Origin of the sequence: Blautia sp. aa_0143, assembly GCF_004167315.1 — a bacterium.
Lineage (GTDB): Bacteria > Bacillota > Clostridia > Lachnospirales > Lachnospiraceae > Blautia_A > Blautia_A fusiformis.
On the sequence record NZ_RCXU01000006.1, the window covers coordinates 56,714 to 82,098 of the forward strand.

General features: G+C 44.8%; 27 protein-coding genes. 3 read left to right on the forward strand and 24 right to left on the reverse strand.

The features are described 5' to 3' along the window. Positions 1–8: 8 nt before the first annotated feature. The 9 genes from rpiB to EAI83_RS04155 form a co-directional block, all read right to left on the reverse strand. Positions 9–437: a ribose 5-phosphate isomerase B gene (gene rpiB / locus EAI83_RS04115; protein WP_129974653.1), complete on the reverse strand. Its 429-nt coding sequence runs from the start codon at positions 435–437 to the stop codon at positions 9–11. After that, entirely contained in the window at positions 418–1,500 is a 1,083-nt protein-coding gene (locus EAI83_RS04120) for an L-threonylcarbamoyladenylate synthase (protein ID WP_129974654.1), read from the reverse strand. The genes rpiB and EAI83_RS04120 overlap by 20 nt, the downstream gene beginning before the upstream one ends. A gap of 12 nt (positions 1,501–1,512) precedes the next feature. After that, the gene (locus tag EAI83_RS04125; RefSeq protein WP_015527168.1) at positions 1,513–2,094 is read right to left on the reverse strand and encodes an HD domain-containing protein; all 582 of its coding nucleotides are present in this window, start codon (positions 2,092–2,094) and stop codon (positions 1,513–1,515) included. 136 nt (positions 2,095–2,230) lie between these two features. Continuing rightward, positions 2,231–4,489 (reverse strand): DUF2298 domain-containing protein, encoded by a 2,259-nt coding sequence (locus tag EAI83_RS04130; protein ID WP_129974655.1) that lies wholly within the window; start codon positions 4,487–4,489, stop codon positions 2,231–2,233. 18 nt (positions 4,490–4,507) lie between these two features. After that, positions 4,508–5,218 carry a glycosyltransferase family 2 protein gene (locus EAI83_RS04135; RefSeq protein WP_129974656.1) on the reverse strand — a complete coding sequence of 237 codons (711 nt, stop codon included), beginning with the start codon at positions 5,216–5,218 and terminating at the stop codon, positions 4,508–4,510. Beyond that, on the reverse strand, positions 5,208–7,205 hold the full coding sequence (locus EAI83_RS04140) for a hypothetical protein (RefSeq protein WP_129974657.1): 1,998 nt from the start codon (positions 7,203–7,205) through the stop codon (positions 5,208–5,210). Before EAI83_RS04140 ends, EAI83_RS04135 begins: the two co-directional genes overlap by 11 nt. 69 nt (positions 7,206–7,274) lie before the next feature. Further along, a complete protein-coding gene (locus EAI83_RS04145; RefSeq protein ID WP_059085996.1) occupies positions 7,275–7,994 on the reverse strand; it encodes an N-acetylmuramoyl-L-alanine amidase in 720 nt (239 codons plus the stop codon). Positions 7,995–8,079: 85 nt separating this feature from the next. Continuing rightward, positions 8,080–9,729 (reverse strand): glycosyl hydrolase family 18 protein, encoded by a 1,650-nt coding sequence (locus tag EAI83_RS04150; RefSeq protein ID WP_129974658.1) that lies wholly within the window; start codon positions 9,727–9,729, stop codon positions 8,080–8,082. 185 nt (positions 9,730–9,914) lie between these two features. After that, on the reverse strand, positions 9,915–10,184 hold the full coding sequence (locus tag EAI83_RS04155) for a hypothetical protein (RefSeq protein WP_021651392.1): 270 nt from the start codon (positions 10,182–10,184) through the stop codon (positions 9,915–9,917). A gap of 360 nt (positions 10,185–10,544) precedes the next feature. Here EAI83_RS04155 and EAI83_RS04160 point away from each other — a divergent pair, with 360 nt between their 5' ends. Then, positions 10,545–11,312, forward strand: coding sequence for an adaptor protein MecA (locus tag EAI83_RS04160; protein WP_021651393.1), 768 nt, complete (start codon positions 10,545–10,547; stop codon positions 11,310–11,312). A 106-nt stretch (positions 11,313–11,418) separates the two neighbouring features. Here EAI83_RS04160 and EAI83_RS04165 read toward each other — a convergent pair whose 3' ends face one another. Further along, positions 11,419–11,619 carry a DUF1858 domain-containing protein gene (locus tag EAI83_RS04165; RefSeq protein ID WP_015527179.1) on the reverse strand — a complete coding sequence of 67 codons (201 nt, stop codon included), beginning with the start codon at positions 11,617–11,619 and terminating at the stop codon, positions 11,419–11,421. Between the two features lie 208 nt (positions 11,620–11,827). Here EAI83_RS04165 and EAI83_RS04170 point away from each other — a divergent pair, with 208 nt between their 5' ends. Further along, on the forward strand, positions 11,828–11,998 hold the full coding sequence (locus tag EAI83_RS04170; RefSeq protein ID WP_015527180.1) for a DUF362 domain-containing protein: 171 nt from the start codon (positions 11,828–11,830) through the stop codon (positions 11,996–11,998). Between the two features lie 46 nt (positions 11,999–12,044). On the opposite strand, the gene EAI83_RS04175 is transcribed toward EAI83_RS04170, so the two are convergent. The 13 genes from EAI83_RS04175 to EAI83_RS04235 all read right to left on the reverse strand — a co-directional run bounded on the left by EAI83_RS04175 (position 12,045) and on the right by EAI83_RS04235 (position 23,886). After that, a complete protein-coding gene (locus EAI83_RS04175; protein ID WP_114002149.1) occupies positions 12,045–12,614 on the reverse strand; it encodes a MerR family transcriptional regulator in 570 nt (189 codons plus the stop codon). A gap of 226 nt (positions 12,615–12,840) precedes the next feature. Next, positions 12,841–14,169: a replicative DNA helicase gene (gene dnaB, locus EAI83_RS04180; RefSeq protein WP_015527183.1), complete on the reverse strand. Its 1,329-nt coding sequence runs from the start codon at positions 14,167–14,169 to the stop codon at positions 12,841–12,843. A gap of 3 nt (positions 14,170–14,172) precedes the next feature. Continuing rightward, positions 14,173–14,619, reverse strand: coding sequence for a 50S ribosomal protein L9 (gene rplI / locus EAI83_RS04185; protein WP_118608331.1), 447 nt, complete (start codon positions 14,617–14,619; stop codon positions 14,173–14,175). 2 nt (positions 14,620–14,621) lie between these two features. Beyond that, positions 14,622–16,670 (reverse strand): DHH family phosphoesterase, encoded by a 2,049-nt coding sequence (locus EAI83_RS04190; protein ID WP_022426425.1) that lies wholly within the window; start codon positions 16,668–16,670, stop codon positions 14,622–14,624. 173 nt (positions 16,671–16,843) lie between these two features. Continuing rightward, positions 16,844–17,107, reverse strand: a complete 264-nt coding sequence (gene rpsR / locus EAI83_RS04195; RefSeq protein ID WP_021651398.1) for a 30S ribosomal protein S18 — start codon at positions 17,105–17,107, stop codon at positions 16,844–16,846. A 48-nt stretch (positions 17,108–17,155) separates the two neighbouring features. Continuing rightward, positions 17,156–17,614: a single-stranded DNA-binding protein gene (locus tag EAI83_RS04200; RefSeq protein ID WP_015527188.1), complete on the reverse strand. Its 459-nt coding sequence runs from the start codon at positions 17,612–17,614 to the stop codon at positions 17,156–17,158. Positions 17,615–17,687: 73 nt separating this feature from the next. After that, the gene (gene rpsF, locus EAI83_RS04205; RefSeq protein WP_015527189.1) at positions 17,688–17,975 is read right to left on the reverse strand and encodes a 30S ribosomal protein S6; all 288 of its coding nucleotides are present in this window, start codon (positions 17,973–17,975) and stop codon (positions 17,688–17,690) included. A gap of 115 nt (positions 17,976–18,090) precedes the next feature. Continuing rightward, positions 18,091–18,285: a DUF951 domain-containing protein gene (locus tag EAI83_RS04210; RefSeq protein ID WP_022426426.1), complete on the reverse strand. Its 195-nt coding sequence runs from the start codon at positions 18,283–18,285 to the stop codon at positions 18,091–18,093. Between the two features lie 49 nt (positions 18,286–18,334). Beyond that, positions 18,335–19,057 (reverse strand): NAD-dependent protein deacylase, encoded by a 723-nt coding sequence (locus EAI83_RS04215; RefSeq protein WP_110103217.1) that lies wholly within the window; start codon positions 19,055–19,057, stop codon positions 18,335–18,337. A gap of 32 nt (positions 19,058–19,089) precedes the next feature. Continuing rightward, entirely contained in the window at positions 19,090–19,908 is an 819-nt protein-coding gene (gene srtB, locus EAI83_RS04220) for a class B sortase (protein WP_021651401.1), read from the reverse strand. Positions 19,909–20,085: 177 nt separating this feature from the next. Continuing rightward, positions 20,086–20,958: a phosphoribosylaminoimidazolesuccinocarboxamide synthase gene (locus EAI83_RS04225; protein ID WP_015527192.1), complete on the reverse strand. Its 873-nt coding sequence runs from the start codon at positions 20,956–20,958 to the stop codon at positions 20,086–20,088. 124 nt (positions 20,959–21,082) lie between these two features. Then, positions 21,083–22,603: an AAA family ATPase gene (locus tag EAI83_RS04230; RefSeq protein WP_118752993.1), complete on the reverse strand. Its 1,521-nt coding sequence runs from the start codon at positions 22,601–22,603 to the stop codon at positions 21,083–21,085. Next, positions 22,600–23,886: a vWA domain-containing protein gene (locus EAI83_RS04235; protein ID WP_021651404.1), complete on the reverse strand. Its 1,287-nt coding sequence runs from the start codon at positions 23,884–23,886 to the stop codon at positions 22,600–22,602. The genes EAI83_RS04230 and EAI83_RS04235 overlap by 4 nt, the downstream gene beginning before the upstream one ends. A gap of 496 nt (positions 23,887–24,382) precedes the next feature. On the opposite strand from EAI83_RS04235, the gene EAI83_RS04240 reads away from it, so the two are divergent. Continuing rightward, complete coding sequence (locus tag EAI83_RS04240; protein WP_084449127.1) at positions 24,383–24,913, forward strand: IS630 family transposase; 531 nt, start codon at positions 24,383–24,385, stop codon at positions 24,911–24,913. 35 nt (positions 24,914–24,948) lie between these two features. On the opposite strand, the gene EAI83_RS04245 is transcribed toward EAI83_RS04240, so the two are convergent. Next, the gene (locus tag EAI83_RS04245; RefSeq protein ID WP_015527195.1) at positions 24,949–25,380 is read right to left on the reverse strand and encodes a hypothetical protein; all 432 of its coding nucleotides are present in this window, start codon (positions 25,378–25,380) and stop codon (positions 24,949–24,951) included. Positions 25,381–25,385: the final 5 nt, after the last annotated feature.

Sequence of the window (25,385 nt, forward strand, 5' to 3'; positions counted from 1 at the left end):
CTGATCGATCAATCCTCGATCATGTTGATTCTTCTGATATGACGCTCATCCCCGGAAAATGGTGTATCCAGGAATGTATCCACGATCTTCAGAGCAAGCCCCGGTCCTACTACACGACCGCCCATGGCCAGAATGTTGGCATCGTTATGAAGTCTTGTTGCCTCTGCAGTAAAGCAATCTGTACAAAGTGCAGCACGGATTCCCTTGAATTTATTAGCAGTGATGGAAATTCCGATACCTGTTCCGCAGATCAGGATTCCTTTCTCACACTCACCGTCCACGATCGCCTGTGCTACTTTCTTTCCATAAACAGGATAGTCTACAGATTCCGGACCATTGCATCCAAAATCTTTGTACTCCAGTCCTCTCTCTTTCAGATGCTTCTTTACCTCCTGCATCAGCTCATAGCCGCCATGATCACATCCCAGTGCTATCATTTTCTTTCTCCTCCTCAACGTTGATAATTTTATGACCAGCCGCTTTCAGTAAGCGGTTCATGATCGCCTGTCCCATTCTTGGTGTAAAAAATGCCTCTGAATAAATGGCACTTACATTACAGCTGTCAAAATCACGCAGGACCTCGTACAGATGATGCGCGATGGTTTCTTCCTGCTCCCGGCTTCCGATACTCTTTACGATTCCATGTGAATATCGGCCTTTTGTTTCATCTGTTGCGATGATCCCCACAGTCAGTCCCTTCTCCTCAGCCTCTCCGGCTCTTTTTTCGATCTCCGCGATCACACCCTCTGTGGACCCCTCCACAATGGCAAGATCTGCCTTTGGTGCATAATGACGGTATTTCATTCCCGGTGCTTTTGGATGGACCTTGCTGTCCGGTTTGATCAGTCCCTTATCCATCCTTACATCTCCAAGTGTTTCCCGGAGCATTTCCAGGGAAATATATCCCGGCCGCAGGACTACCGGTATGTTTTCTGTAAAATCTACGATCGTAGATTCCAGACCGATATTTACCTGTCCTCCATCAATGATCATATCAATGGCTTCTCCCAGATCCTCTGCCACATGTCCCGCTGTCGTAGGACTTGGTCTTCCGGAAGTATTGGCACTTGGCGCTGCCACATATCCGCCAGCCGCAAGGATCAGCTCCTGTGCGATAGGATCACTTGGAAAACGTACTGCCACACTGTCCAGTCCTCCGGTTGTTTCCTTTGGCACGATATCTGCTTTGGGAAGGATCATTGTCAGCGGACCCGGCCAGTATTTCTCAGCCAGTATTCTGGCTTTTTCAGGAACCTCCGTAACGATCTTATCCAAGTCACGGATATCTGCGATATGTACGATCAGCGGATTGTCCGAAGGTCTTCCCTTGGCTGCATAGATCTTCATCGATGCTTTCGGATCCAGGGCATTTCCTCCAAGGCCGTATACAGTCTCTGTGGGAAATGCCACAAGCCCGCCGTTTTTCAGGATCTCGCCACCTCTGGCAATTGCCTTTCTGTCTATATTCTCCGCTGTCATAACTGCTATTTCTGCTTTCATTTTACGCTCCATTTACTGTCTGATATAAATCCCCTGCTCTTCAATAAAATCTTCCAGATCCTGAAGGGCATCCTGTGCCCAGGTTTCGGATTTCTGAAAAGTCTCCGGGAAAAACATGTCTTTTACTATTTTTTTACCTGTTTCTGTTTTAAAGATCTTCTCTGCACTTTTCTTTATATGTTCTTTATCCAGTCCATCTTCAAAATAATTAACCAGAAAATCAGCTTCCACAAGGATCTGATAATCCAGCCCGTCAATATCCTTATAGGTATGATGATGTCCTACCAGATATTCCACTCTGCGGATCACCCTCTCCTGAAAGCCCAGTGCGGTAAGCATCTCTCTGGCAGCTGCCGGACCTTCTGCTTCCTGCGTCTTTCCATCAGAGCGTCCGTATTTTTCCATACCGACTTTGATCCCGATATCATGAACGAGAGCCGCAGCTTCCAGAACATGCATCGTATCTTCATCCAGACCCTCACTCTGGCCGATCAGCCTTGAAAGATCATGCACCTTCACAAAATGCTGGATATGCTTCGGATCCCCCTGATAATAATGGATCATTTCCATATAAAGTCTGTCGATTCTGTTCATAATATCCTCCTCTCTGCTGCCATCCTGCAACTGTCACTTTTTTCTGTATACTGCTCAGCAGAAATCTCCTGCTGAGCATATCCGTTAACAGATAGCTACATAATAGTTACATTATAGCGTTATTATGGAAAAAATGTCAATCCTGCTCCACTTTCACAATGTAGGTTCCTGACATATCATCTTCAAAGACAATGCTTCCCAGACTCTGAAGAACACTGTCATTAAGCTCTGTTCCGTATTTTTCTTTTTCCTGTCCTCCTACAAAGATATAGGAAATATCATAACGGCTGATCAGTTTTTTTACCGTCTCTGCATCTGTAGATGTATAAATAGTCTGGATGTCCGCACTTTTTTCATTGAGGTCAGGTACATTATTTCTCCAGAGCCATTCATGCACATACCATCCCAGTACGGTCGGAAGCCCCGTAGATGCAGAAACTCTCTCATATCCGGTATAGCTGTCCCCGTTAGCCTCGAGCACCACAGGAGAGCCCTTGATATTCTGCTTCAGCCAGCGGATCGCCGACGCATCCTGAGGAAAATCCTGCTCAAGAAATGTAGTTGCATCCAGTCCCTGATACTCCGAAACCTTCCAGACATCCCCAAACCAGGAATGCACGGCATTTCCGAAATAGCCCACGGTCCAGAGCAGTACAAAAAGCCCCACACCTGAAAGGATCCGGATAATCTTCTGTCTGGATATCACCAGCATACGATAAATCCCATATCCCATTGTCATTCCGAAAAGGATATATGCCTGATACGTCAGCTTGAACATAGTATTGGCTCTGGCATTTCCATTTTCATAAATATCCCGCACATATACAAGCTCCGGGATCAAAACCAGTCCGATAGCACATAAGCCCATGATCACTGCAAAAAGATCCGGAACTGTGATCGCCTCCAGCAGCCTGTAAAGACTTTTATGCTTCAGTCCCTTCATTTTTTCTGTGATGACAGACAGGATCAGCAAAACAGTAAGGAGCACCGGAAGTCCCCAGAGGATCAGAAGCTGATACCACAGTGAATGATGCTGTGCCAGTGCCACCCCCTGTACCATCGTATCAAATTTCAATGTAAAGGGCAGGATCACCAGATAAGAGAGACCTATGATCTCCACTGCCTGTACGATCGTCACTGCCAGGATCCTGATTATCTTTCCCTCAAATCGTATGATATTTGCGATCAGGACAACTCCACCGGTCACTACAAAATAGATCACAAAATCCCAGTAATTGGTCCACTGGAACATGCCAAGAAAAACGGACGCCAGAAGGATATGCGGCATCAGAAGCTGTCTCAGCCAGAAAACACTGCGTTCCTGTTTTTCAGGCTCAGGCCCTCTTTTTCGGATCATTTTCAGCCATGCATAGAGCATTCCCACCAGAAATGTCACAAACATCACATTTACCACATGGGCATGAAGATCTCCCAGAACAAAGGAATAGCATGGGAATTCATGTATGGTCTTATCACTGTCATTCATCGGATTATACCCTATGTAACGAGTTGCATCCGGGAACCAGTAGCTGGCTGTTTCTGCCACTCCCTGTATCTTCCGGATCAGCGGCAGTACACAACGGTAGACGATATAATGTACATTTCCCGCGATAGATACTGCAATGCCTGCAGTAACTCCTGCCAGTGAAGGAAGATATTTCTTCTTTCCATCCAGCCGTCCATACAGCCTGTCCTTCGTCATCTGACGGACCAGGGAAAACGGATACACAAAGGCAAACGCTGCCACAAAGGTACGCATCAGATTATAAGTCACTTCCACTCGGCTTCCTGTAAGCTTCGTAAGAAATACTGCAAAATACTGCCCGCCATAGTAATAATTGATGGTTCCCTGTGAATACCAGAGATCACGTGCAGGAAGAGTTTTGCTCCGCATCATGGCCTCCATGAAGCCATAATCCATAAATTTCTCTGTTCCGTATGCCTGCGGCCGGAATCCTGCCAGATAAGTCCACAGCAGAAAGATTCCAAAAAACAGAAGCTCCTCCCGAAAGATCAGCTGCATCTTTCCTGACGGATAACATTCAATGCCATGCTTCAGCTGAACATGAAAAAGTACAGCACATAAAATGCCAACAGCCACAGATACTCCTACACACACTGCTGCTGTAAAAGGAAGGATTTCCACCGCTACCAGAAGCCAGGTGAGAAATCCGGTAACCGCAATGGCAAGTACCTTTGAAAAAAGCCATCCCCGGTCTTCAAAACTACCAAAAAGCCTTCCTGTGACCGGCATTGCCACCATTCCCATAAACAGCGCAAGCAGCCACCAGGTCCAGAATGTCCATACATCTCCTCCCAGGAGATACGCAGAAAGTACTGTCAGGAGCACTGCTGCAGTCAGCTCCGGAAATAATTCTCTGATCTTTTTTTTCATCCTTCTGTCCCTCCTGTATCAGATTCTGCCCCGCAGACGGATAAAGTCCGCAAATGCCTGTCTTCCGATCTTTATGATCCGTTTCATGTTGATAGAGTTTTTTCCGGCCTGTCTCGGTCGGAATGTGATGGGGATATATTCCACATAAAGATGATGTTTTTCATAGATCACGGTCATCAGCACATTGGAAAGGAAAAATCCGCTTGGGATACGCTTCAGTACTTTGGCGAGCTGTTTTCCATCCATCAGCCGATATGGCGTATTTGCATCTTTTACCCAGGTTCCAAAAATAAGAAAAAGCACAAGCCGCAGTATTCTTGTCACAAAAATCCTGGAAAGCCCATCCTCTCTCTTCTGCCGATAACCGATAAGAAGCCCGCACTTTTGACGTTTTTCCCAGAACTGCCAGAATTCCTCCGGAAGTGTCTGGCCGTCTGAATCCGTCTGAAAAATATAATCGGCACCTTTTTCTACTGCGTAACGATATCCCCTGAGTATTGTTCCTCCATGTCCTTCATTCGGTTTATCGATTCCGATAAGACGGTCATGATTTTTCTGATAATTCTGTATTTTTTTGTAGGTCGCATCTTTGCTGCCATCATTCAGGATCACCAGGCGGCTGTCCCCGCCGATTCTCTCCACTACCGGATACCATTGCTCGATCACGGTCCCGATATTTTTTTCTTCATTATATGCCGGCATAATGATATATAAGCTGTCATGTTTCATAGATTCTTATTCTCCCATCCTCTGAGGTATACACCAGTGGATATGTCTCCCTGATGATATCCTCACGACATTCCTGCTGTTCAAATTCCATATCCTCCTCAAACAGGATATATGTGATCTTTTCCTGTTTTACGGTAGCTTTCAGTAGCTCCGGATCATCCGTGGTATATATGAGCACTGCCTGGCCGGCACGATAGCTCGTATCGTACCCTGCAGACCATGCATAATAAGGCCATCCGCAATACAGCATGGCACCGGACATAGTGACCTCGTTCATGGTATATTCCGGTGTCAGCAGAAGATCATTTTTCTTAAGATTTGCACTGAGCCAGTCCGTCAGGCTGCTTTCCATATTTACAGTCATCCTGTGTGCGGAATCGTTGTCTCTTAAGATGATCACGTAATCATAGATCCCCGTTGCACTAAGACAGATACAAAGGACCGCTGCCGCTGCGCGACCGGCCCATTTCTTCCAGCTGTTTTTCCCTGCAAGGAAAACACATCTTACGATCCAGCCCCAGAAAACTGTCACAAAGGCATAGGAAATCATCACATATTTATGATTGACATTGATGTCCGGAGTCAGAGATACCAGAAATGCAAATGCCATTGGAAGCAAACAGCCCATCAGCACTGCCCGCTGACCTCTCTTCAGAAATACTGCTGCCACGATCATTCCCACAAAGAAAAATCCACTGATCTCCACCAGATACCAGAGTACACCGGAAATGCTTTTATTGTCTGCCAGAAAGCCCCAGTAAAAGGATGGACTCATAACACTTCCCGACACAAAGATCTTCGACTGCAGTTCCGAAAAAAGCACTGCCAATCCGGCACAGATCACATAATCCAGCTTACCGTCAGAAAACACTGCCAGTCCGGCAAGGATCAGAAGTCCGCCGATCAGCGCAGCTCCGTTCCAGAAGGCAGTTAATCCCAGAAACAGTCCCAGAAGAATCGCCGTATCCACATTTCTGCAGATCCAGGCTTTTTTTGTAAAAAAACGGTTACGGACCCACAAAAATCCATGCTCCTTGTGACTGCATCCGGCTTCCACCCAATCCATAAAGGTCCATACCGCTACAGCTGCCATCAGAAGGCCGAAAGCCAGATGACGCTGGTTCAGATATACATTGAAATTCCATAATCCCCAGTTTTCATTGGTAGTATAACCGATAAACGCCGTATTTTCTTCCAGCGTCCGTACAAGGTCCCCCGCCTGAAGATGTTCCCACAGATAATGCCAGAACGCTGTTCCGCTGCGGAAAAAAAAGAAAACAATGGCAGCTGCCCCTGCCCAGAAGCTTTTGAACATCCGGTAGCTGATCCCGTAAAGCACCATAAGAAATCCCGCCAGAGACAGGATGCTTACCAGATTATATCCCAGATCAAGACGGAGGCCCAGATACTCCAGATTTCCTACAAGGAACTGGAACATAAAATGATATTTCACATCCTGCCCGCCATAATGCGGATACTGGGTAGGAAAATTATTTCCCCTTGAAAAAGATCGCATCATTGCCGTGTGGGGTGCATAATCTCCGTATACCGAAAAGCCGGAGTACAGAATGCCGTCTTTCATATGGAAAACGTAAAACATCATCCAGGTCACAAAAACCGTCAAAATGCCAAAAAGCAGAAGCTCTTTTTTCAGGATCCATTTTCTGCTGATCATCCGTTCGGATATCACAAACATTTTTTGCTGTTTTTTCTTTTTCCACCGGAAGATTCCCGAAAGCAGCAGGATATCTACCAGAAATACGATCAGATTTCCATAAAAAAGAGGATGCTCTGCCCCCGCGCATATGCTGAACATCCAGGAAAGAATATAGACTGCCCAGGTCAGCATCAGGATTCCCATCCCAAACGCTGCCGGCAGGACCACCCATATCCTGTTTCCTCTTTCAGTTGTTTGACGCGGAAACAGACATCCTGCCATTTCCATTCCTGTTAACATACATAATATAAGATAAATGATTCCAAGCATAGGATTCTCCTTAATTCACGTAAAGTATAGCAGAATCACCTTCCTATGAAAAGGCTATTCACATTTTTTTCAATTATTTTCGTTTTCCTTCTGTTTTTTCAGATATGTAACGATTCCATCAGCCACAGCCTCTGCTACCTTTCTCTGATACTTCTCTGTCTGAAGCAGGGCAGCTTCCTCCGGATTTGTAAGAAATCCACATTCTACGATATTGATCACACCCGGACTTCTCTTCAGAAGATAATAGGTTCTGTTTTCTTTTGCCACCCGCGGCCGTGCAATGGAAAGCTTCCGGTTCATGTTTTCCTGGATCGCAAGTGCCAGTTCTTTTCCGCCTTCCGAATCCTCATAATAAAATACCTGCGGACCTTTTACTCCGGGATCACTGTAGCTGTTCTGGTGGATACTCACAGAAAGCACCGGTTCATATTTCCGGATCTGTTCAATACGATTCTGCAGATCCTGTGCTTTCATATTTTTTGTACCATTTTCATAAAGACCTTTATCTTCTTCCCGGGTCATTACTACGGCAAGGCCTTTTTTTTCCAGGATCGTTTTTAGCTTCATGGCAATATCCAGATTGATTCCTTTTTCCTTCAGTCCACCGATTCCCACCATTCCGGAATCCACACCGCCATGACCGGCATCCACCAGGATCACCTGATCTGCTTTTATATTTCCGGATACATCTATAAGTCTGCCTGCAGTTTCTGCCGCTTCCCATGACAGAATATAAAAACAGACCAGCATAAGAACTGCCATTGCCAATTCTATGAAATGTTTTTTCAACGCAAAACACCCCCGGCATATTTATTTTAATATATGTTGCCGGGAGTGTTTTTAGCATTGTGAAGATCACAATGTTTTCTTCTGTTTATGACAGGTTTTCTGTGATCACGCTCCAGATCCCGCTGTTCTCGAATCCAAGCTTCCACTCTGCCACACCTGCCAGTTTATATTTTTTGATCAGTTTAACCTTTTCCGCAATAGACTTAGAGTCCTCCAGCCAGATCTGGTATGTGGCACCGTCCCCTTCATAGGTTCCATAATTCTGACTTGTCTTCTTGTCCCAGTATGTTTCTGCTCCGTTATCACTGATCGTCTGCTGTGCCTGATCCATACCGATGGCCTCACTTGTCAGTGCACCGCCATCTGTAGTCTTCCAGAGCCTTGTGTAGAACGGAATCGCAAGGATCGTCCGTTGAGCCGCTACTTCTGAAAGCGTATCCTTAACCCCCTGTTCTACCCATGGCAGAGATGCCACAGAACCGGCATCGGAGCCTACGTAATGCTCATCATAGCCCATAATGATCACATAATCCACAACCTTGCCCTGCTCCGCACGGTCATAATGACTGGTAAAATCTTCCGGAACCGGATTATCTACAGACAGTACCAAATTATTGGCGTGACACTGGATAGAAAGCTCTCTTAAAAACTGAAGGAAATGGATTCCTACTCCTTCGCTCAAAGATTCAAAATCAACATTGATTCCATCCATTCCTACTTTCAGTGCATAAGTGATCAGCCGATTCTCCAGATTCTGCCTTGAACTGGTTTTTGAAAGAACTTCTTTGGTATTCATGTTCTCATTAAAATTATCCACCAGTCCCCATACCTTCAGTCCTTTTTCATGTGCCTGCATCACATACTCCCCAGATGCAAGACTTGAAATATTTCCGGAGTTATCTGTTACAGAAAACCAGGTTGGAGAGATCACATTCACGCCTGTCATATTCTGTACCGCATCTGCGAAATAGCTGTTTGCATCTGTGCTGGTAACCTGGTGCCATGCCAGGTTCACCGGTTCATCCATGGTAAGATATGTATAGGACTCTGTTTTAAAATCCCTTTCATAATCCGTTGTATCCACAGCACTTACTTTTTTCTTCTGAACATAACCGATGTAACCGTCATCGGTTGCCACCTGATCCCAGTCCTCTCCTTCATTCATCAGCCGGAGAACTGTATTCTTCGCCAGTTTGGAAAGGATCGGCGCCTTGATCCCGCCCCGGTAACGGATCACGGTATCTTTCTTCGTGGTCACGGTCTCCACATTGGTAAATTTGTACTGTATCGCAATCCTTGCAGGATCCTGCTCTATATAAGAATCGATATCTGTATACTTTTTTACATAATCCAGTTTCAGATAAACCGTGTCATCCTTCAGCCACACGTTTCCGTCTGCCTTATCTAAAGCCGGTTCCTCTGTGAGACTGGATGGTGTTGCATACAGTATCTTCTTGTTTTCGCTATCCCAGTAATATCTCTGATTCAAATATCCGTTCACTACATCCAGCGGAAGATATACATCTTCTCCTGAGATAAGTGCCTTCTCTTCCAGTTTCTCAGTTCCAAGTATCAACGCAGCCTCACCGTCTGCATTCTGGCCGTAGTATTCTGTCAGATCCATTTGTTTCCTGCTTGGTATAAGCTTATTGATCCCGTAAACAGTCCCTCCGGCAAGAGCGACCAGAACGATCAGCAGACCTACCACAAGGACCGGTATGTGTTTTTTTATCATGTTTTTTTCCTTTCGGTATAAAATGTCATAATTTGCTTTATTATAACATATCTTGTCTACATTTCGTTATAAAAATCGACTTTTAATAATTTTTCACAATTTCTTTAGAATTTCGGTTCCCCGCATGGTATGCATGAGTGCAGGGGATGATCGTTATTCGGGGAACCGTTTTTTCTTATGTACGGTCATTCTTTGCGAATAAGATCAAAGCTTACACAGGCGATATGGCCGTCTTCATCTTCCGTATAATCCCGCATATAGACCCCGTTTTCCGCAATCTGACAGGCTTTTGCGATTTTTTTCGGAGTGCTTGGTGCTCCATTGAGATAAAGAGAAACTCCGTTCTCACGATAAAGCTCCAGTTCCCTTCGAAGGGGTTTTGCGGATTTCTTTTTTTCCTGTGATATATTTGGCGTATCCCGACCTCCTTTCCTGGTTAGATTTTCAGAAAACACCAGCAATGGTTCTCGAAAAGCTGCACCTTCCCTGTTAGGATGATACTTGTAATAAAATATAAATAATAAAATGGGGGGAAATTTCTCTGTGTACCGACAGACTCGCCGATGAATTTCACACAGAATCCTTATCTTCAGAAAAATATGACTTTAAGTTATCGTTACTGTCTTCTTACTTCCGGGAGGAGACAGCTTTTCTGCTTTTCATTATACCTGATTTCTCTTCAGATGCAAGTCTTTTATAAAAGAATCAGAAATTTTCTTTTTTCTCCGGTTTCTACATCTTTACATCTTGTGTATAACTGTTATATAATACAGTATGTAAAAGATTAAATTTATTTACCTATAGGATGTGATCATATGAAAATAGAAAAAATCAATGAAAATCAGATCCGCTGTACCCTGACGAAAGAAGATCTGGACAGTCATCAGATCCGTATCAGCGAACTTGCATACGGTACCGAAAAAGCCAAACGTCTCTTTCGTGATATGATGCAGCAGGCACAGATACAATTTGGTTTTGAAGCAGATAATATTCCTCTGATGATCGAGGCTATTCCTGTCAATGCCGAAAGTATTATCCTCATTATCACTAAAGTGGAAGATCCTGAAGAACTGGATACACGTTTTTCCAAATTTGCACCCTTCAAGGGCAACAAACCTTCCGATACCGTAGAGATCGATGGCGCTGACAATATCATCGATATCTTCCAGAAGCTCTGTGAATCCAAGCTTAAGGATCTTTCACAGAAACCGGAAGAAAAAAGGGCGGAAACTTCCGCCTCTCAGGCAACAGAAACTCCGGATGCATCACAGCAGCCGGCTGAGAGTTCTGTAAAGCTTATACGCCTGTACTCTTTCCCGGGGCTGGATGATGTTATTGCCGCATCTCATGGTATGAATGGTTTCTTTACCGGTGATAATACTCTCTATCGTGAAGGAGAAGACGGTGTCTATCAGCTGGTACTTCATCAGTCAGACTGTACACCAGAAGAATTTAACAAGGTCTGCAATATCCTTTCCGAGTATGGCATCGGCCGCGCATTCACACCAGCCGGTGAAGCCTACCTCAGAGAGCACTGTGCACTGATCGCTGATCATGCACTTCAGAAGCTTCTGAATATCTGACAAACCAAATATCCTACAGACAAACAAACCGCTGTCGGAATGCGATCCATATGATCTGCATTTCCCGACAGCGGTCCTTTTGTTTCAGCAAAAAAACTTCTGTTTATTACTCACCAAGAAAATCATTGATCTGAGCTACGAGGACATCTGCGTCCAAGCCATGGACCATTGCTGCTTCTTCCAGAGATTCCATCTGTGAAGACGGGCAGCCAAGACAATGCATTCCTGCTCTCATCAGGATCGGTGCGATATTCGGGTCTACAGTGAGCAGTTCTCCGATCAGCATGCTCTTTGTAACTTTTGCCATGATTGTATTCTCCTTTACTGTTTTATCGAAATATTTTCATTCCGTTCTGCTATTATAATACGAATCCTGAATGGAATCAACGGGTTACGAATTTTCAGTTTTGTTTATAAATTTATACTTGTATTCTTTATGCAGATATATTAGAATGGGAATAGAATCCCTGGTAGGGGATACATATAATACACAATTTAAAAGGAGGATATCAATTATGGCATATGTAATTTCTGACGAGTGCGTTAGCTGTGGAACATGTGAGGGTGAGTGCCCGAACGAGGCTATTTCTCAGGGAGACGAGCATTATGTAATCGACGCAGACGCTTGTGTTGACTGCGGAACATGCGCTGAGGCCTGTCCAGTTGGTGCTATCTCTGCTGAGTAATGCATCATTAGCTTGATAAGCTGCTATAATGAATGAGGCTGCCGGTTTACCGGCAGCCTTTTCTGTTTTTTTTATTCTTTTTTCCCTCACAGGAAGCTGCCGCTTCTCTTCTTGCCTGCTGCTGCCTGCGGATCGCTTCATCCAGAGAACGACACCGGTACTCTCCTTCTTTCTTTCTCTGCATTTCCTCACGGATCAGGCGTTCCATGATTTCCTGAAACTCCAGTATCTTATCATTATCTGCCTCGCACTTCTCTGTATTCCCGGATTCCGTTTTTTCCATGAACTCCTTTTCAGATCCCGTTTTTTTCATTGGGATATCTTCAAGCTCAACAGCTTCTCCATCCAGGATCCTGATACCAGATTCTGAAAAATCCGGTGTATCTGCCTTTCTTGCCTCCGGTGGGATCAGTGTACGGATTGCTTTCAACTGAAGTCCTTTACTTTTCAGCTCATTTATTTTAAGAAAAAGCTGGATATCAAACGGTGTATAATAGCGATGTCCCAGTTCATTGCGTCCGATCCGAAGCTCCAGTTCTTCCTCCCAGTAACGCAGGACATAAGATTTCACTCCGGTCAGTGTTACGGCCTGTCTGACTGTATATCTTTTTTCCATTGTGAACGCCCCCTTATATAGAGATTCACTGCTGCTGTCTACAGTATAACCCCTGAGATCAGGAAATAGCAAGAATAATCGGTTGACATAATTTTACCAAATATGACTCTTTGCCTATATCCATAGCATCCTGAACTCCACGATCACACAGCCAAAAATACAAAAGGCCATCAGGATAACTATAAGCTTTCATCCTGACAGCCTTTCATTTACCGTCTGCACGGCTCTATTTTTTCATATTTACAAACTGGGTATATCTCGGCAGCCATACCAGCTCCACAGTTCCGATAGGACCGTTTCTCTGCTTGGCTATGATAATTTCCGCAATGTCTTTCTTCTCGGTATCTTTGTGATAATAATCATCTCGATAGATAAACATGACCACATCCGCATCCTGCTCAATAGCTCCGGACTCTCGAAGATCCGAAAGCATCGGCCTGTGATCCGGTCTCTGTTCCACTGCACGGCTAAGCTGTGATAACGCAATTACCGGTACATCGATCTCTCTTGCCAACGCTTTCAGCGATCGTGAAATATCTGAAATTTCCTGCTGTCTGGAATCCGATTTTCCACTTCCGCTCATCAGCTGAAGATAATCGATCATGATGATCCCCAGATTATGCTCAAGCTTATATTTTCTGCATTTGGAACGAAGCTCCGCAATGGAGATTCCAGGTGTATCATCAATAATAAGATTGGAGCCACCGATAATATCCGCTCCTTCTACCAGCTTCGTCCAGTCCTCATCTTTCAGATTTCCGGTACGGAGATTCTGGGAATCCACGTGAGATTCCATAGCAAGAAGACGGTTTACCAGCTGCTCCTTGGACATCTCCAGACTGAAAATAGCCACGGTCACATCTTTACGAAACGCCATATACTGGGCAATATTCAATACAAAGGCAGTTTTTCCCATGGAAGGTCGAGCTGCGATCAGTACAAGATCGGATGCGTGCATACCGGAAGTCTTATAATCCAGATCCACAAATCCGGTCGGAATCCCGGTAACGGAGCCCTTCAGCTTGGAAGCCTTCTCAATATTGCTGACTGCATTCAACACAACCTGCTGGATCGGCACATAATCGCTGCCATTTGTTCTCTGCAAAATATTAAACAGCTTTTTCTCGGATTCCTCAAGTATGGTTTCCGTACTGTCCTTTTCCAGATAACAGGCATTGGCAACTTCTTCCGTAGTCCGTATCAGCCGACGGAGAACTGCCTTTTCGCTTACGATATTGGCATAGTATTTCACATTGGCTGATGTAGGAACTGCTGCGATCAGATCACGGACATATTCCATACTGCTGATGTCCGGCGGAAGCTCTTTCTCCTTGAGACGATTCTGCAGAGTGATCAGATCTACCGGCTGTCCTTCATTACAGAGCTCCACCATGGCATCAAAAATGATGCCGTATTGTTTTTGATAAAAATCATCACTGGTCAGGATCTCGGAAGCCACCAGGATCGCATCACGATCCAGGATCATGGATCCGATCACTGACTGCTCTGCCTCAATGCTGTGAGGCAGAATCCTCTTGATCAGTGCTTCTTCCATTGATTACGCCTCTTTTACCCAGACTTTGAGACTTCCGGTTACCTTCGGATGAAGTCGTACCGGAACATTGGTAACACCCAGGTTACGGATCGGATTCTCCATCTGGAGCTTTTTCTTATCGATATCAAGATTCAGTTGTTTTTTGGCTGCCTCTGAGATTTCTTTTGAGGATACAGAACCGAATGTTCTTCCGCCTTCACCTACCTTCAGAGTAAGGATAACCTCCTTTGTGGAAAGCTCCTCTGCAAATGCCTTGGCAGCGTCCAGATTTTCCTGTGCAACCTTTTCTTCATTTGCCTTACGGAGTTTCAGGTCATTGAGATTCTTGGATGTAGCTTCAACACCAAGCTTTTTTGGCAGGATCATGTTTCTTGCATATCCGTCACTTACATTTACGATCTGTCCCTTTTTACCCAGGGATTTAACATCTTCCAGAAGAATTACTTTCATTTCTATTTGTCCCCTTCCTGATATAACTGGTCTATAATTTCTTTCAGCATTCTTTCGGTCTCATCCATGGTGTCTTTCACCTGTGCACCGGCAATATTCAGATGTCCGCCGCCGCCCATCCGTTCCATCATGACCTGTACATTCACTTCATCAATGGCTCTGGCACTGATGTAAACCTCATTATTATAGCTGGTAAGAACAAAAGATGCCTTGACTCCTGCGATATTGAGCAGCTCATTGGCCGCCTGTGCTCCTACAACGGTAGGACTTTCCAGACCTTCACTCGGACATCTTGCAATGGCAAAATAATCTCTGTAGATCTCCGCAGTACGAACTGCCTCCGCTCTCGCCTTATAGGAATCAATATTATCCCGGAGCATCTTACGTACACGTGTCACATCTGCTCCGCATCTGCGCAGGAATGCTGCTGCCTCAAAGGTACGCACACCCGCTCTTGTTGTAAAGTTGTTGGTATCAATCATGATACCCGCATAAATACAGTCCGCCTCAATACTGCGAAGCTTCAGCCCGTCTGCAAAATACTGCAGGATCTCTGCGATCATCTCGCAGCTTGAGGATGCATATGGCTCCACATAGGACAGAACTGCATTCTGGATCACCTCGCTGCCGCGGCGGTGATGATCCAATACCACAATGGTCTTTGTCATATAGAGAAGATCCTGGCATTCGGTATAGCTTGGCTTGTTGGTATCCACCACAATTACTACCGTATTGTTATCCACCAGTTCTTTGGCCTGATTACTGTCCACAAACATGGACGGCTCATAATCCGGATTCTCCATAAATCCACTCATCAGCGGCCGAATGGATGTGGTCGGATCATTGATCACAATATGCACCGGCTTACCAAGAGTCTTACCGGCACGGTAAATACCGATCCCAGCTCCCAGAGCATCCACATCTGTGATCTTGTGTCCCATAACCACCACTCGATCCTTGGTGCTCATAAATTCCTTCAGAGCCTGAGCCTTCACTCGTGCCTTCACTCGGGTTGATTTCTCCATCTGCTGTGCCTTGCCGCCAATGTAGGTAATATTATTTTCATTTTTGATCACTACCTGATCACCGCCACGGCCCAGTGCCATCTCAATGGCAATTCTGGCATATTCGTAATTCTGGATATACGTAGAAGCATTCAGACCGATTCCGATACTTAATGTCACAGCCATTTCATTTCCGATGTTAACCGTCTTAACCTCATCCAGGATATGAAAACGCTGTTCCTTCAGTGTTTCCAGTGAACTCTGGCGCATGATCAGAAGATATTTATCTTTCTCCAGTTTCTTCACAAGGCCGTCAAAGTTGGAAAAATACTTGGTGATCTTTCGGTCGATCAGTGCGATAAGCAGAGATCTTCTCACATCCTCCACGCTCTCCAGTGCTTCTTCATAATTATCCAGATAAGCCAGTGCTACAACAAGCTTGTTATCCTCATTTTTCTGGATGTATTCCTTAAGCTCTGTTTCATCATAAAGATACATGGCGATCAGACTGACATTCTGGGACATATTCTCCAGAATATCCGCATGGCTGACTACTTCACCCATAGTCACCCGCTGCATGGAAACCCGATAGATCCGATCCCCGAAATGTATACTCATCTCAGAAATTTCCGGTTCATCGGCTACAGGAAGCTTGTCCGGAGTAATATCCGGGAAAACTGTGCTGATATTTTTTTTATAAAACTGATCTCTCCCCGTGATCTCTGAAAAAATACGGTTGGACCAGATCATGCGGCCTTCCATATCCATAATGGCATAAGGAAGCGCCAGTTCTTCCAGCATCCGCTTTTCTACCACATCATACTGATTGGCAAATGCGATCATATCATTGATGATCAGCGGTTTGTGATATCGAAAAAGCTGTACTGCGATAAAAATATAGATCACAGTACCTACAGACACCAGAATTCCGGCCTTTACACTTACAATAAACACCAGCAGGTCCAGCAGCACGACCAGGACCGAAAGGTACAGCGGCCAGCGCATGAAGTGTTTCATAGGCCCCTTGAATTTAACTTTGTTGTTCATTGCTTTTTCCTGTTCTTAATGTAATTTAACCCATAAGTTATTTAACATTATACCAGATTCCTTATTATAATTCCATAGCAATGATAAAATCTGTTTTGCTCATAAAAAAAACAGGGCCGCTGCCTCCAGATGACTGCTCATCTGTTTCGCAACGACCCCGTATAAGATCAGAATTAGTCCTGAACGTATGGCATCAGGGACATATGACGTGCTCTCTTAACAGCAACTGTCAGTGCTCTCTGATGTTTCGCACAGTTACCTGTAATTCTTCTCGGGAGAATTTTACCTCTCTCGGAAACATACTTTCTTAACTTTGCTACATCCTTGTAATCGATCTCGTTATTCTCTTTACCGCAGAATACACAAACTTTTTTTCTTCTGCGTCCGCCTCTTCTCTTCATCGGAGAATCTGGTCTCTCGCCTCTATTGTAAGCCATGATTGTTTCCTCCTATCTTATTCGTCTCATCTGTCTTGATCAGATGTTCTAATTGAACGGCAGCTCCTCATCAATTCCATCTGGAATGTTCATGAAGCCGTCGGCGCTTGCTGCGCTCGGACTCGGCATAGACGTTGCAGGTGCTGCCTCTGTTCTCGGATGAGCTGCTGCATAGCTGTCGCTTGATGCTTTGCTCTCAGCAAATTCCTGATCCTCAACAACAACCTCTGTCGTATAAACCTTCTGTCCCTCACGGTTCGTATAGCTTCCTGTCTGGATACGTCCCGTAACTGCAATTTTCAGTCCCTGTCTGAAATACTTTTCCGCAAATTCTGCTGTACGTCCGAAAGAAACACAGCTGATAAAATCAGCACTTGCCTCTCCGTCACGACGGAATCTGCGATCAACTGCCAGTGTATATCTGGCGATTGCCAGGGCATTTTCTCCTGCGGAATATCTTACCTCAGGATCTCTTGTCAAGCGTCCCATTAATATTACTTTGTTCATCGTTCTACCTCTCTTATGATTTCACTTAACTGAACAGGTTCTTAATGGTGTTTTCAAAAATCCGCTGCAAAAATTATGCCTCTTTCTTGACAACCAGGTATCTTAATACATTGTCCATGATGCGGACATGTCTCTCGATCTCCGCCGGGCACTGAGAATCTGCTTCAAACTGAATAAAATAGTAGAAGCCTTCATGCATTTTCTGAATCTCGTAAGCTAATTTCTTCTTACCCCATTCTTCAACTTCTGTGATCACGCCGTTGTAACGTGTGATGTAGCCTTTTGCTTTCTCAACTACAGCGTCACGTGCTTCGTCCTCAAGCTTAGCGCTCACAACTAATGCTAACTCGTACTTGTTCATGCTTGTCTTAACCTCCTTATGGTCTTTTGGCCCTTTGCCTGTCAAAGAGCAAGGATATGAAATATATCACGATTGTTGATTCTAGCACATCTCTCCCGTGATGTAAAGCATAAATTTAATTTTTTTCAATTTTTTTCAAATCTCGTGTATTTTTCTCAACCAGCTTACGTGCCACCATGATCTGATGTCCGCAGCCCTTGCATTTCAGGCGGAAATCCGCTCCTACGCGAAGGATTTCCCATTCTTTACTGCCACAGGGATGAGCCTTCTTCAGTGTGACAATATCTCCAACTTCATAATTTAATCCCATTTGATACTCCTCATTTTTAATTTGCAGATCATCCCAGGTTCCCATATTTTCAGACTCTTATCTGAGAAAACACCTGCCCGATCGGTTCTTTAATAAGAAGATCCGCATATTTATCCCTCGGTGTCGGTGCCTTATTGATCACCACCAGATGATTTCCCCGGAAATAATCGATCAGGCCTGCTGCCGGATATACCGCCAGAGAAGTTCCCCCAATGATCAGCACCTCCGCCTCCGAGATCACTCTTACTGATTCCTGGATCGTATAGTCATCCAGCCCTTCCTCATAAAGGACCACATCCGGCTTGATCATGCCGCCGCAGCTACACCGCGGAACACCTTTCGATTCCTTCATATATTTAAAATCATAGAATTTCCCGCATTTCATACAATGATTTCGGTAAACGCTTCCGTGGAGCTCCAGGACCTTTTTACTTCCTGCCATCTGGTGAAGATTATCGATATTCTGAGTGATCACAGCCTTCAGCTTTCCTGTTTGCTCCATCTCCGCCAGCTTAAGATGTGCCGCATTCGGTTTTGCAGTATCACAAAGCATCTTATCTCTGTAAAATTTAAAGAATTCCTCAGGTTTTCGCATAAAAAATGTATGGCTTAAGATCGTCTCCGGCGGGTAATCATATTTCTGGTTATACAGTCCGTCCTGGCTTCGAAAATCCGGGATCCCGCTTTCTGTTGAAACACCTGCGCCGCCGAAAAATACAATATTTCTGCTCTCATCAATGATCTTTTGTAATTTTTCTATCTCATTTCCCATATCATTTCCTCCCAAACTTATCCGCAAAAGCTCTACTGTGGGTTCACCGCATTCACTCTTTTTCCCTGTACCACAAAACGTGTTGCCTGATTGCCGGTACAGGTTGATAATGTAACGATCTTATCCTTCACATTGGCTTCACTTGCAGTGGCATCTGTTCTGATCTCCGAATTCTGGAACATTTTTTTCTCATATTCCAGAAACTCTTTGCCAGGTCCTTTAAATAAGGTATACGTATCGCTGTTTACAGAAGTCGTATACGCTGCAATGATCTCATACCGGTAATCTTTTTCCGGTGTGAGGATCCAGAAATATTTGCTGGTATTATAAAGCGTCTCATCCGCTCTGTACTTTTTCAGCATTCCAAACATGGAACCATTCTTCATGTTGTGTCCGTACACCAGGGTATTACAATCGCTGAAATCTCTTTTGTTCTCATAATCAATAAAGATCGTTCCCGCAAAATTATAATTTTTCTCATATGTCTGGTGCAGATAAAAATTATTATCCTCTCCCTGTACCACCGGATAACTGATCTCAGGCAATGCTTCCATATAGATCCAGCCGATCACATCCTCATTGATACTCCTGAGAGAATCAAAATCAATGCTCACAGGTGCTACAGGCTGTTCATCCGGCTGATCTATCTCTTCCACCTGGTCCGGATCACGTTCTGTCACTGCCATTTCGGAAATGCTGTTATATTCATCGGTTCCTTTTTTATATTCTGTATAAATATGATAAAGGTTAAAAGCTGCATAACAGAAAATACAGATTGCCACGATCAGAACGATCGTCAGAATATGATCTCCAACTGTTTTTTTCTTTTTCACCTTGTTTTTCCTGCTCATAATCACACTCCTTTAAATCTGTCAGGATCATCTGGTTTCTGTATTTATTATAAATATCCCTCCGTTTTCTTGCAACCGTTTTGTTTTTGTCCTGTTTTATACAGAAAGAAGCCGCCTCGGAATGGGCATCCGAAGCGGCTTGTAAGGTATATTCTATTTCAGAGCTGCTGTTATTTTTCAGGCCAGTTCTTTTCCTGTAAGCATTTTGTATGCCTGGAGATATTTCTCAATAGTCTTGTCAACGATCTCCTGCGGAAGTGTCCAGTCGTTGTCCGGATTGGCTTTCAGCCAGTCACGTGCAAACTGTTTGTCAAAGGATGGCTGACCATGTCCTGGTTCATAGCCTTCTGCCGGCCAGAAACGGGAGCTGTCCGGTGTCAGCATCTCATCACCGATAACCATGTTTCCGTCCTCATCAAGACCAAACTCGAATTTTGTATCTGCAATGATGATTCCCTTGCTGAGTGCATACTCTGCACATTTTTTGTAAAGAGCAATGGTGTTGTCACGAAGCTTTTCTGCATACTCGCGTCCTTTTCCTGGGAAGTATTTCTCAAGATGATCGATACTCTGCTCAAAGGAAATATTCTCATCGTGATCACCGATCTCAGCCTTGGTAGATGGTGTGTAGATCGGCTCAGGCAGCTTGTCGGATTCCTTCAGTCCCTCCGGAAGCTTGATGCCGCATACAGTGCCGTTCTCCTTATAGCTTGCCCAGCCGCTTCCTGTGATATATCCACGTACGATACACTCGATCGGAAGCATGTTCAGTTTACGGCACATCATGGATTTTCCTTCGAATTTCTCCTGCTGGAAAAACTCCGGCATATCCTTGGTATCTACAGAGATCATGTGGTTCGGAAGAATGTCCTCAGTCATGTCAAACCAGAATTTGGACATCTGGGTCAGTACAGCACCTTTCTTTGTAACTTCGTTATTCAGAATTACGTCAAAGCAGCTGATACGGTCTGTTGCAACCATGATCAGACTGTCTCCATTGTCATAGATCTCACGTACTTTACCTTCTTTGATTGGTTTTAATTCCTGCATGTTCTCACACCTCATCATTCGGTTATTTGATTTTTGTTTTCGACACCGTTACCGTATCACCTCACAAGCCCTCCTGTCAAGATATCAGGCCCCTTTCAGTCATAAGTATTCGTTAAGGGATCATTCATATTTCTAATAGTGATGCACATTCCTCCTGAAGCTTTTTCTCCTGTTTCCGGTAAAGAAGCTTCTCACTGCAGGCAAAATAAGGATCACAGCCATACTCTCGGATAAAGGCCGCCGCATGGCTGTTCCGGGTCAGTCCGGTGACAAAAAGCACCGTTTCCTGTCCGTCCCCGAAGCATTCCTTCATAAATGCAAATGCCTGTTCCAGCTCCCCGCTGATCTTTTTCGCACAGGCCTTTCTCTTCTCCGCCATTTCCGTAAACAGCTGCCGGATCCGTTCAAAGCCAGCCTCTGTTTCTGTGATATGCTCCTTTCGGATAGTAAGGCTGAATTCCTCCAGAGTGCGGATCACAAGCTCTTCTGTAGTCTGCTGATCTGCGGTAAGAAGCTCCGCCTCCAGACGGACAGCCAGACTTTTCTTCTTCATATCTGTAAATTCATCCAGCGCTGTCATGTCCTTTTTATCCTGAAGAAAAGCTTTCAGATGCAGAAGTTCCTGATAAACAGCACCTGTCTCACCATCCATCTTCTCATAGGTCAGAAAACCTCCGTTCAGACCGTCAAGCAGAAGCCCTGTCACAAGGAAGCGTTCCTCAAAGGAAGCTTCCTTCGCCATTTTTACCTTTTTCTGCTGTTCCTCCTCCGGCATCTCTCCGGAAAGCAGACGTTCCAGGCCATAGTCCTCTCCGTACTTCCGGTACAGCTGATAGCTGGCAAAAAAGCTTCTTGCGATCTCCTCTCTGCATAAATACTCCCCGACCAGATTCTCTGTGATCTCCACGCCCAGCTCCTCATAAGCCTTCAGGATCTCAGACAGGTCTTCCCAGCCTCTTGCTGTCACGAAGAATTTCCCGTCCACTGTATTTTCCACAGAATAAAAATGATCCTTTTTCATGCCGAGATAAGCCAGGATCGATCCGTGGATCTCCTTTTTCCAGGCATACTCCATCCACACCTCAAGATCTGCCTCGATATCCATCCTCCGCACACGGTCCAGTGTTACAATATCAAACTCCCGGACCGATTTATTATATTCCGGAGGATTTCCTGCTGCCGCGATCAGCCATCCTTCCGGCACACTGTGGCTTCCGAAGGTCTTGTTCTGAAGGAACTGCAGCATGGTAGGCGCAAGTGTCTCGGAGACACAGTTGATTTCATCGATAAACAGGATTCCCTCCTTCTTTCCGGTACGTTCCATACAATCATACACAGAAGCAATGATCTCGCTTAAGGTATACTCTGTGATGCTGACCTCTTTTCCGTTGTAGCACCGGGTCACGATCCTTGGCAGTCCTACCGCACTCTGTCTTGTATGATGGGTAATGGTATAGGCTACCAGACCTACATTACATTCCTCTGCCACCTGCTCCATGATCGCTGTTTTCCCGATTCCGGGAGGCCCCATAAGCAGGACGGGACGCTGCCGGAGTTTGGGAAATGTGTAGCGTCCGGCTGCATCCTTCCGGTTGTAAGCCAGTAAGGTATGTTTGATCTCTTCTTTTGCCTCTTTTATGTTCATGTTCTGTAACGCACTCCTTCCTGTTCTGCCACAAGCCGGATCGCCCAGGGCGGAACAAGCTCCATTTTTTCTGTTTTATGTAAAAATACAAAGGCCGTTTCATAATCCGGTTTGCTTCCGGGATATATCCCATCCCCGTCTGTAAAATAGATCAGAGCCTTAAGACTGCGGATTTCTTTTTTCTCCTGCTGCTCCTTCACATACCGGAACACCGGCCGGAAATCTGTTCCGCCCCGGCCCTGTATGGTGATATTTTTGCTGTATTCCTTCCATTCTTCCTCGGAATGGATCACCTTAACATCCTGGATACAGCAGTCACACTGGATCAGGTACACCTTCATTTTATGGAAAAAATTCTCTTTTTCACTGAGAATGGAATACGTTTCTCCAAGGAATCTCCGCACAGTCTCTCCATCACAGGAGCCGGAAGTATCAATGGCGATCACCAGCTCCTCCAGACGGTTCACTTCCTTATATTCCAGCGGCTCGATCAGCGGAAGATTTCCATAATGCTCCATCCCGTAATTATAAAAAATATAATCAAAGCTTTCCGTATCCAGCTCCACCTCTTCCCGCAGCACAGAAAACTGACGGAGAAATTTTTTGTAATCGTATCTTCCGGATCTTACCGTTCCTGCCTCTTCCTTCTGGTCCCCTTTCTGACTTCCCCGCCGTTTCCGGTGATCCTGACGGTTTGCGGCAGTATAGGAAAGAAGCTTGTTCCATTTTTCCTTTGTTCTTTTTCCTTTTTCTCCTGTGCAGGCATCCCATAGTGAGTGATCATCAAAATGGAACGCTTCTTCCATCTCTTCCAATCGAAATGGAAATACCTGATCTTTCAGTTTCTGGCAGATCTTTTCTGCGGAATCCGCGCCGTTTCCAAGCATATGGAAAACTTTTTTCCGGATTTTTTTTTCATTTCCACCTGTCTCCAGAACCGGGATCTTTTCTCTGGAAATGATCTGTTCCACCGCAATATCACAGGCTAGGTTCCATAAACGTCTGTCTTCCTGATTTTCCCGAAAAAGATGCAGATACAGGCAGTGCAGCAACATATGCAAATACCCTCGTCGCACTGCCTCCGGCTTTTTCACATAAAGTTCCAGCAGATATTCCGGAGAAAAAAGGAAGAACTCTCCGTCTGTTCCAATGGTTCTGGTCTCTTCCGAACCCTTCCCGGAAATGCAGGCAAAAGCACCGTCCAGATATGGAAAATAGTAGTACAGTTCGTTCCTCACATTTTCCAGGATATGTATTCCCAGTTCTTCCTGATTCCGGTCCACCGAATCCGCCTCCTGTCCTTCTGATCAAACTATAGCACTCCAAAAAAATACTGCACACTCTTGACAACAGGACTATGATAGAGTCAAGAGGTGATTATTATATTACATGATGAAACACGTAAACTACTTATTGAAGCTTGGAATAAAACGCACAATGCAAAAGAAATCCCAGAGTGTTTTTCTGTGAATACCAGTACTGTTTACCGCCTGGAAAAACAAATGCGTGAAACAGGTTCTGTAAAAACAAGAACATCACAGAGAGGACGTAAACATGCCCTGACACCGTAAGATATCCAAAATATTGACCGGGTGGTTCAGCAGGAACCAGATATCACAATTGATGAAATCATCGATAAACTTGGTCTGCATGTTTGTAATGAAACAGTCCGCAAGGCAGTTATTAAACTCGGGTATTCTTACAAGAAAAAATCTCTTCATACCTCAGAGCAGGAGCGTCCCCGATGTCAGGGAAAAACGCAGAAACTGGAAAAAACATATGTCGGAGAGAGACATAAATCATCTGGTCTTTCTGGACGAAAGCGGAGTAAACATCAATATGACGCGACATTATGCCAGAGCATGGAAAAACCGGAGAGCAGTAGATAAAACTCCACTCAACACGCCCTGCAATACAACCGTTCTTTCTTCCATACGTCTGAATGGAGACTGTGCCTATACAGTCTATCAGGGAGGAACTACTGCAGAGCGGTTTGCAGAATACCTGAAAACAAAGTTGCTGCCGACGCTTTCAGAAGCAGACATTATCGTTATGGATAATATGCGTTCCCATCATGCAAAAGTGGTGAAACAGCTACTGGACAGCTCAAAAGTAACCTATCTGTATTTACCCCCGTATAGTCCGGATCTGAATCCGATTGAAAAGATGTGGTCAAAACTCAAAGCATTTTTAAGGAAAGAAAAGATACGGATTGCATCGGAATTACCATCAGCTATTTCAAAAGGATTTTTAACAATTCGTCCAAAGGACTGCATAGGGTGGTTTCATTCGTGTAATTATGTGCAATAATTTATTGGATTGCTATAGTTTTTCACCAGATTTATTTACAATTCAAATTCCTTCTCTTTAAATCCATAATTTGCTTTTTTCAAATGGAGAAGTCCCATCAGCGCTGCAGGTCTCCTCCACTCTTCAGCCAGTTTCAGGAACACCTCCAGCTCCTGTTCCCCAAACCATTCGTTCTCATAAAGCTTCTCGATCTTTTCCCAGTCATCTTCCAGGATCAGGCGTTCCACAGCCGGACGGATCCTTTTCTTAAGATATGCTCCATAATGCGCGCGTTCCTCTTCCTCCACACCTTCCTCCAGAAAATATCCCCGCAGGGCAACTGCCAGCCGCAGCGGCTCCTGCTTGGTACTTCCGAATTTCCGGTAAAGATGAATGGCCTCTTCTTTGGCATCCTCGTTCTCCGCCCGCATTTCAAGAGCAGTGGCAGCAACTTCCACATCTTTTTGAAAACGGCTTAATTCTGTCATAATGA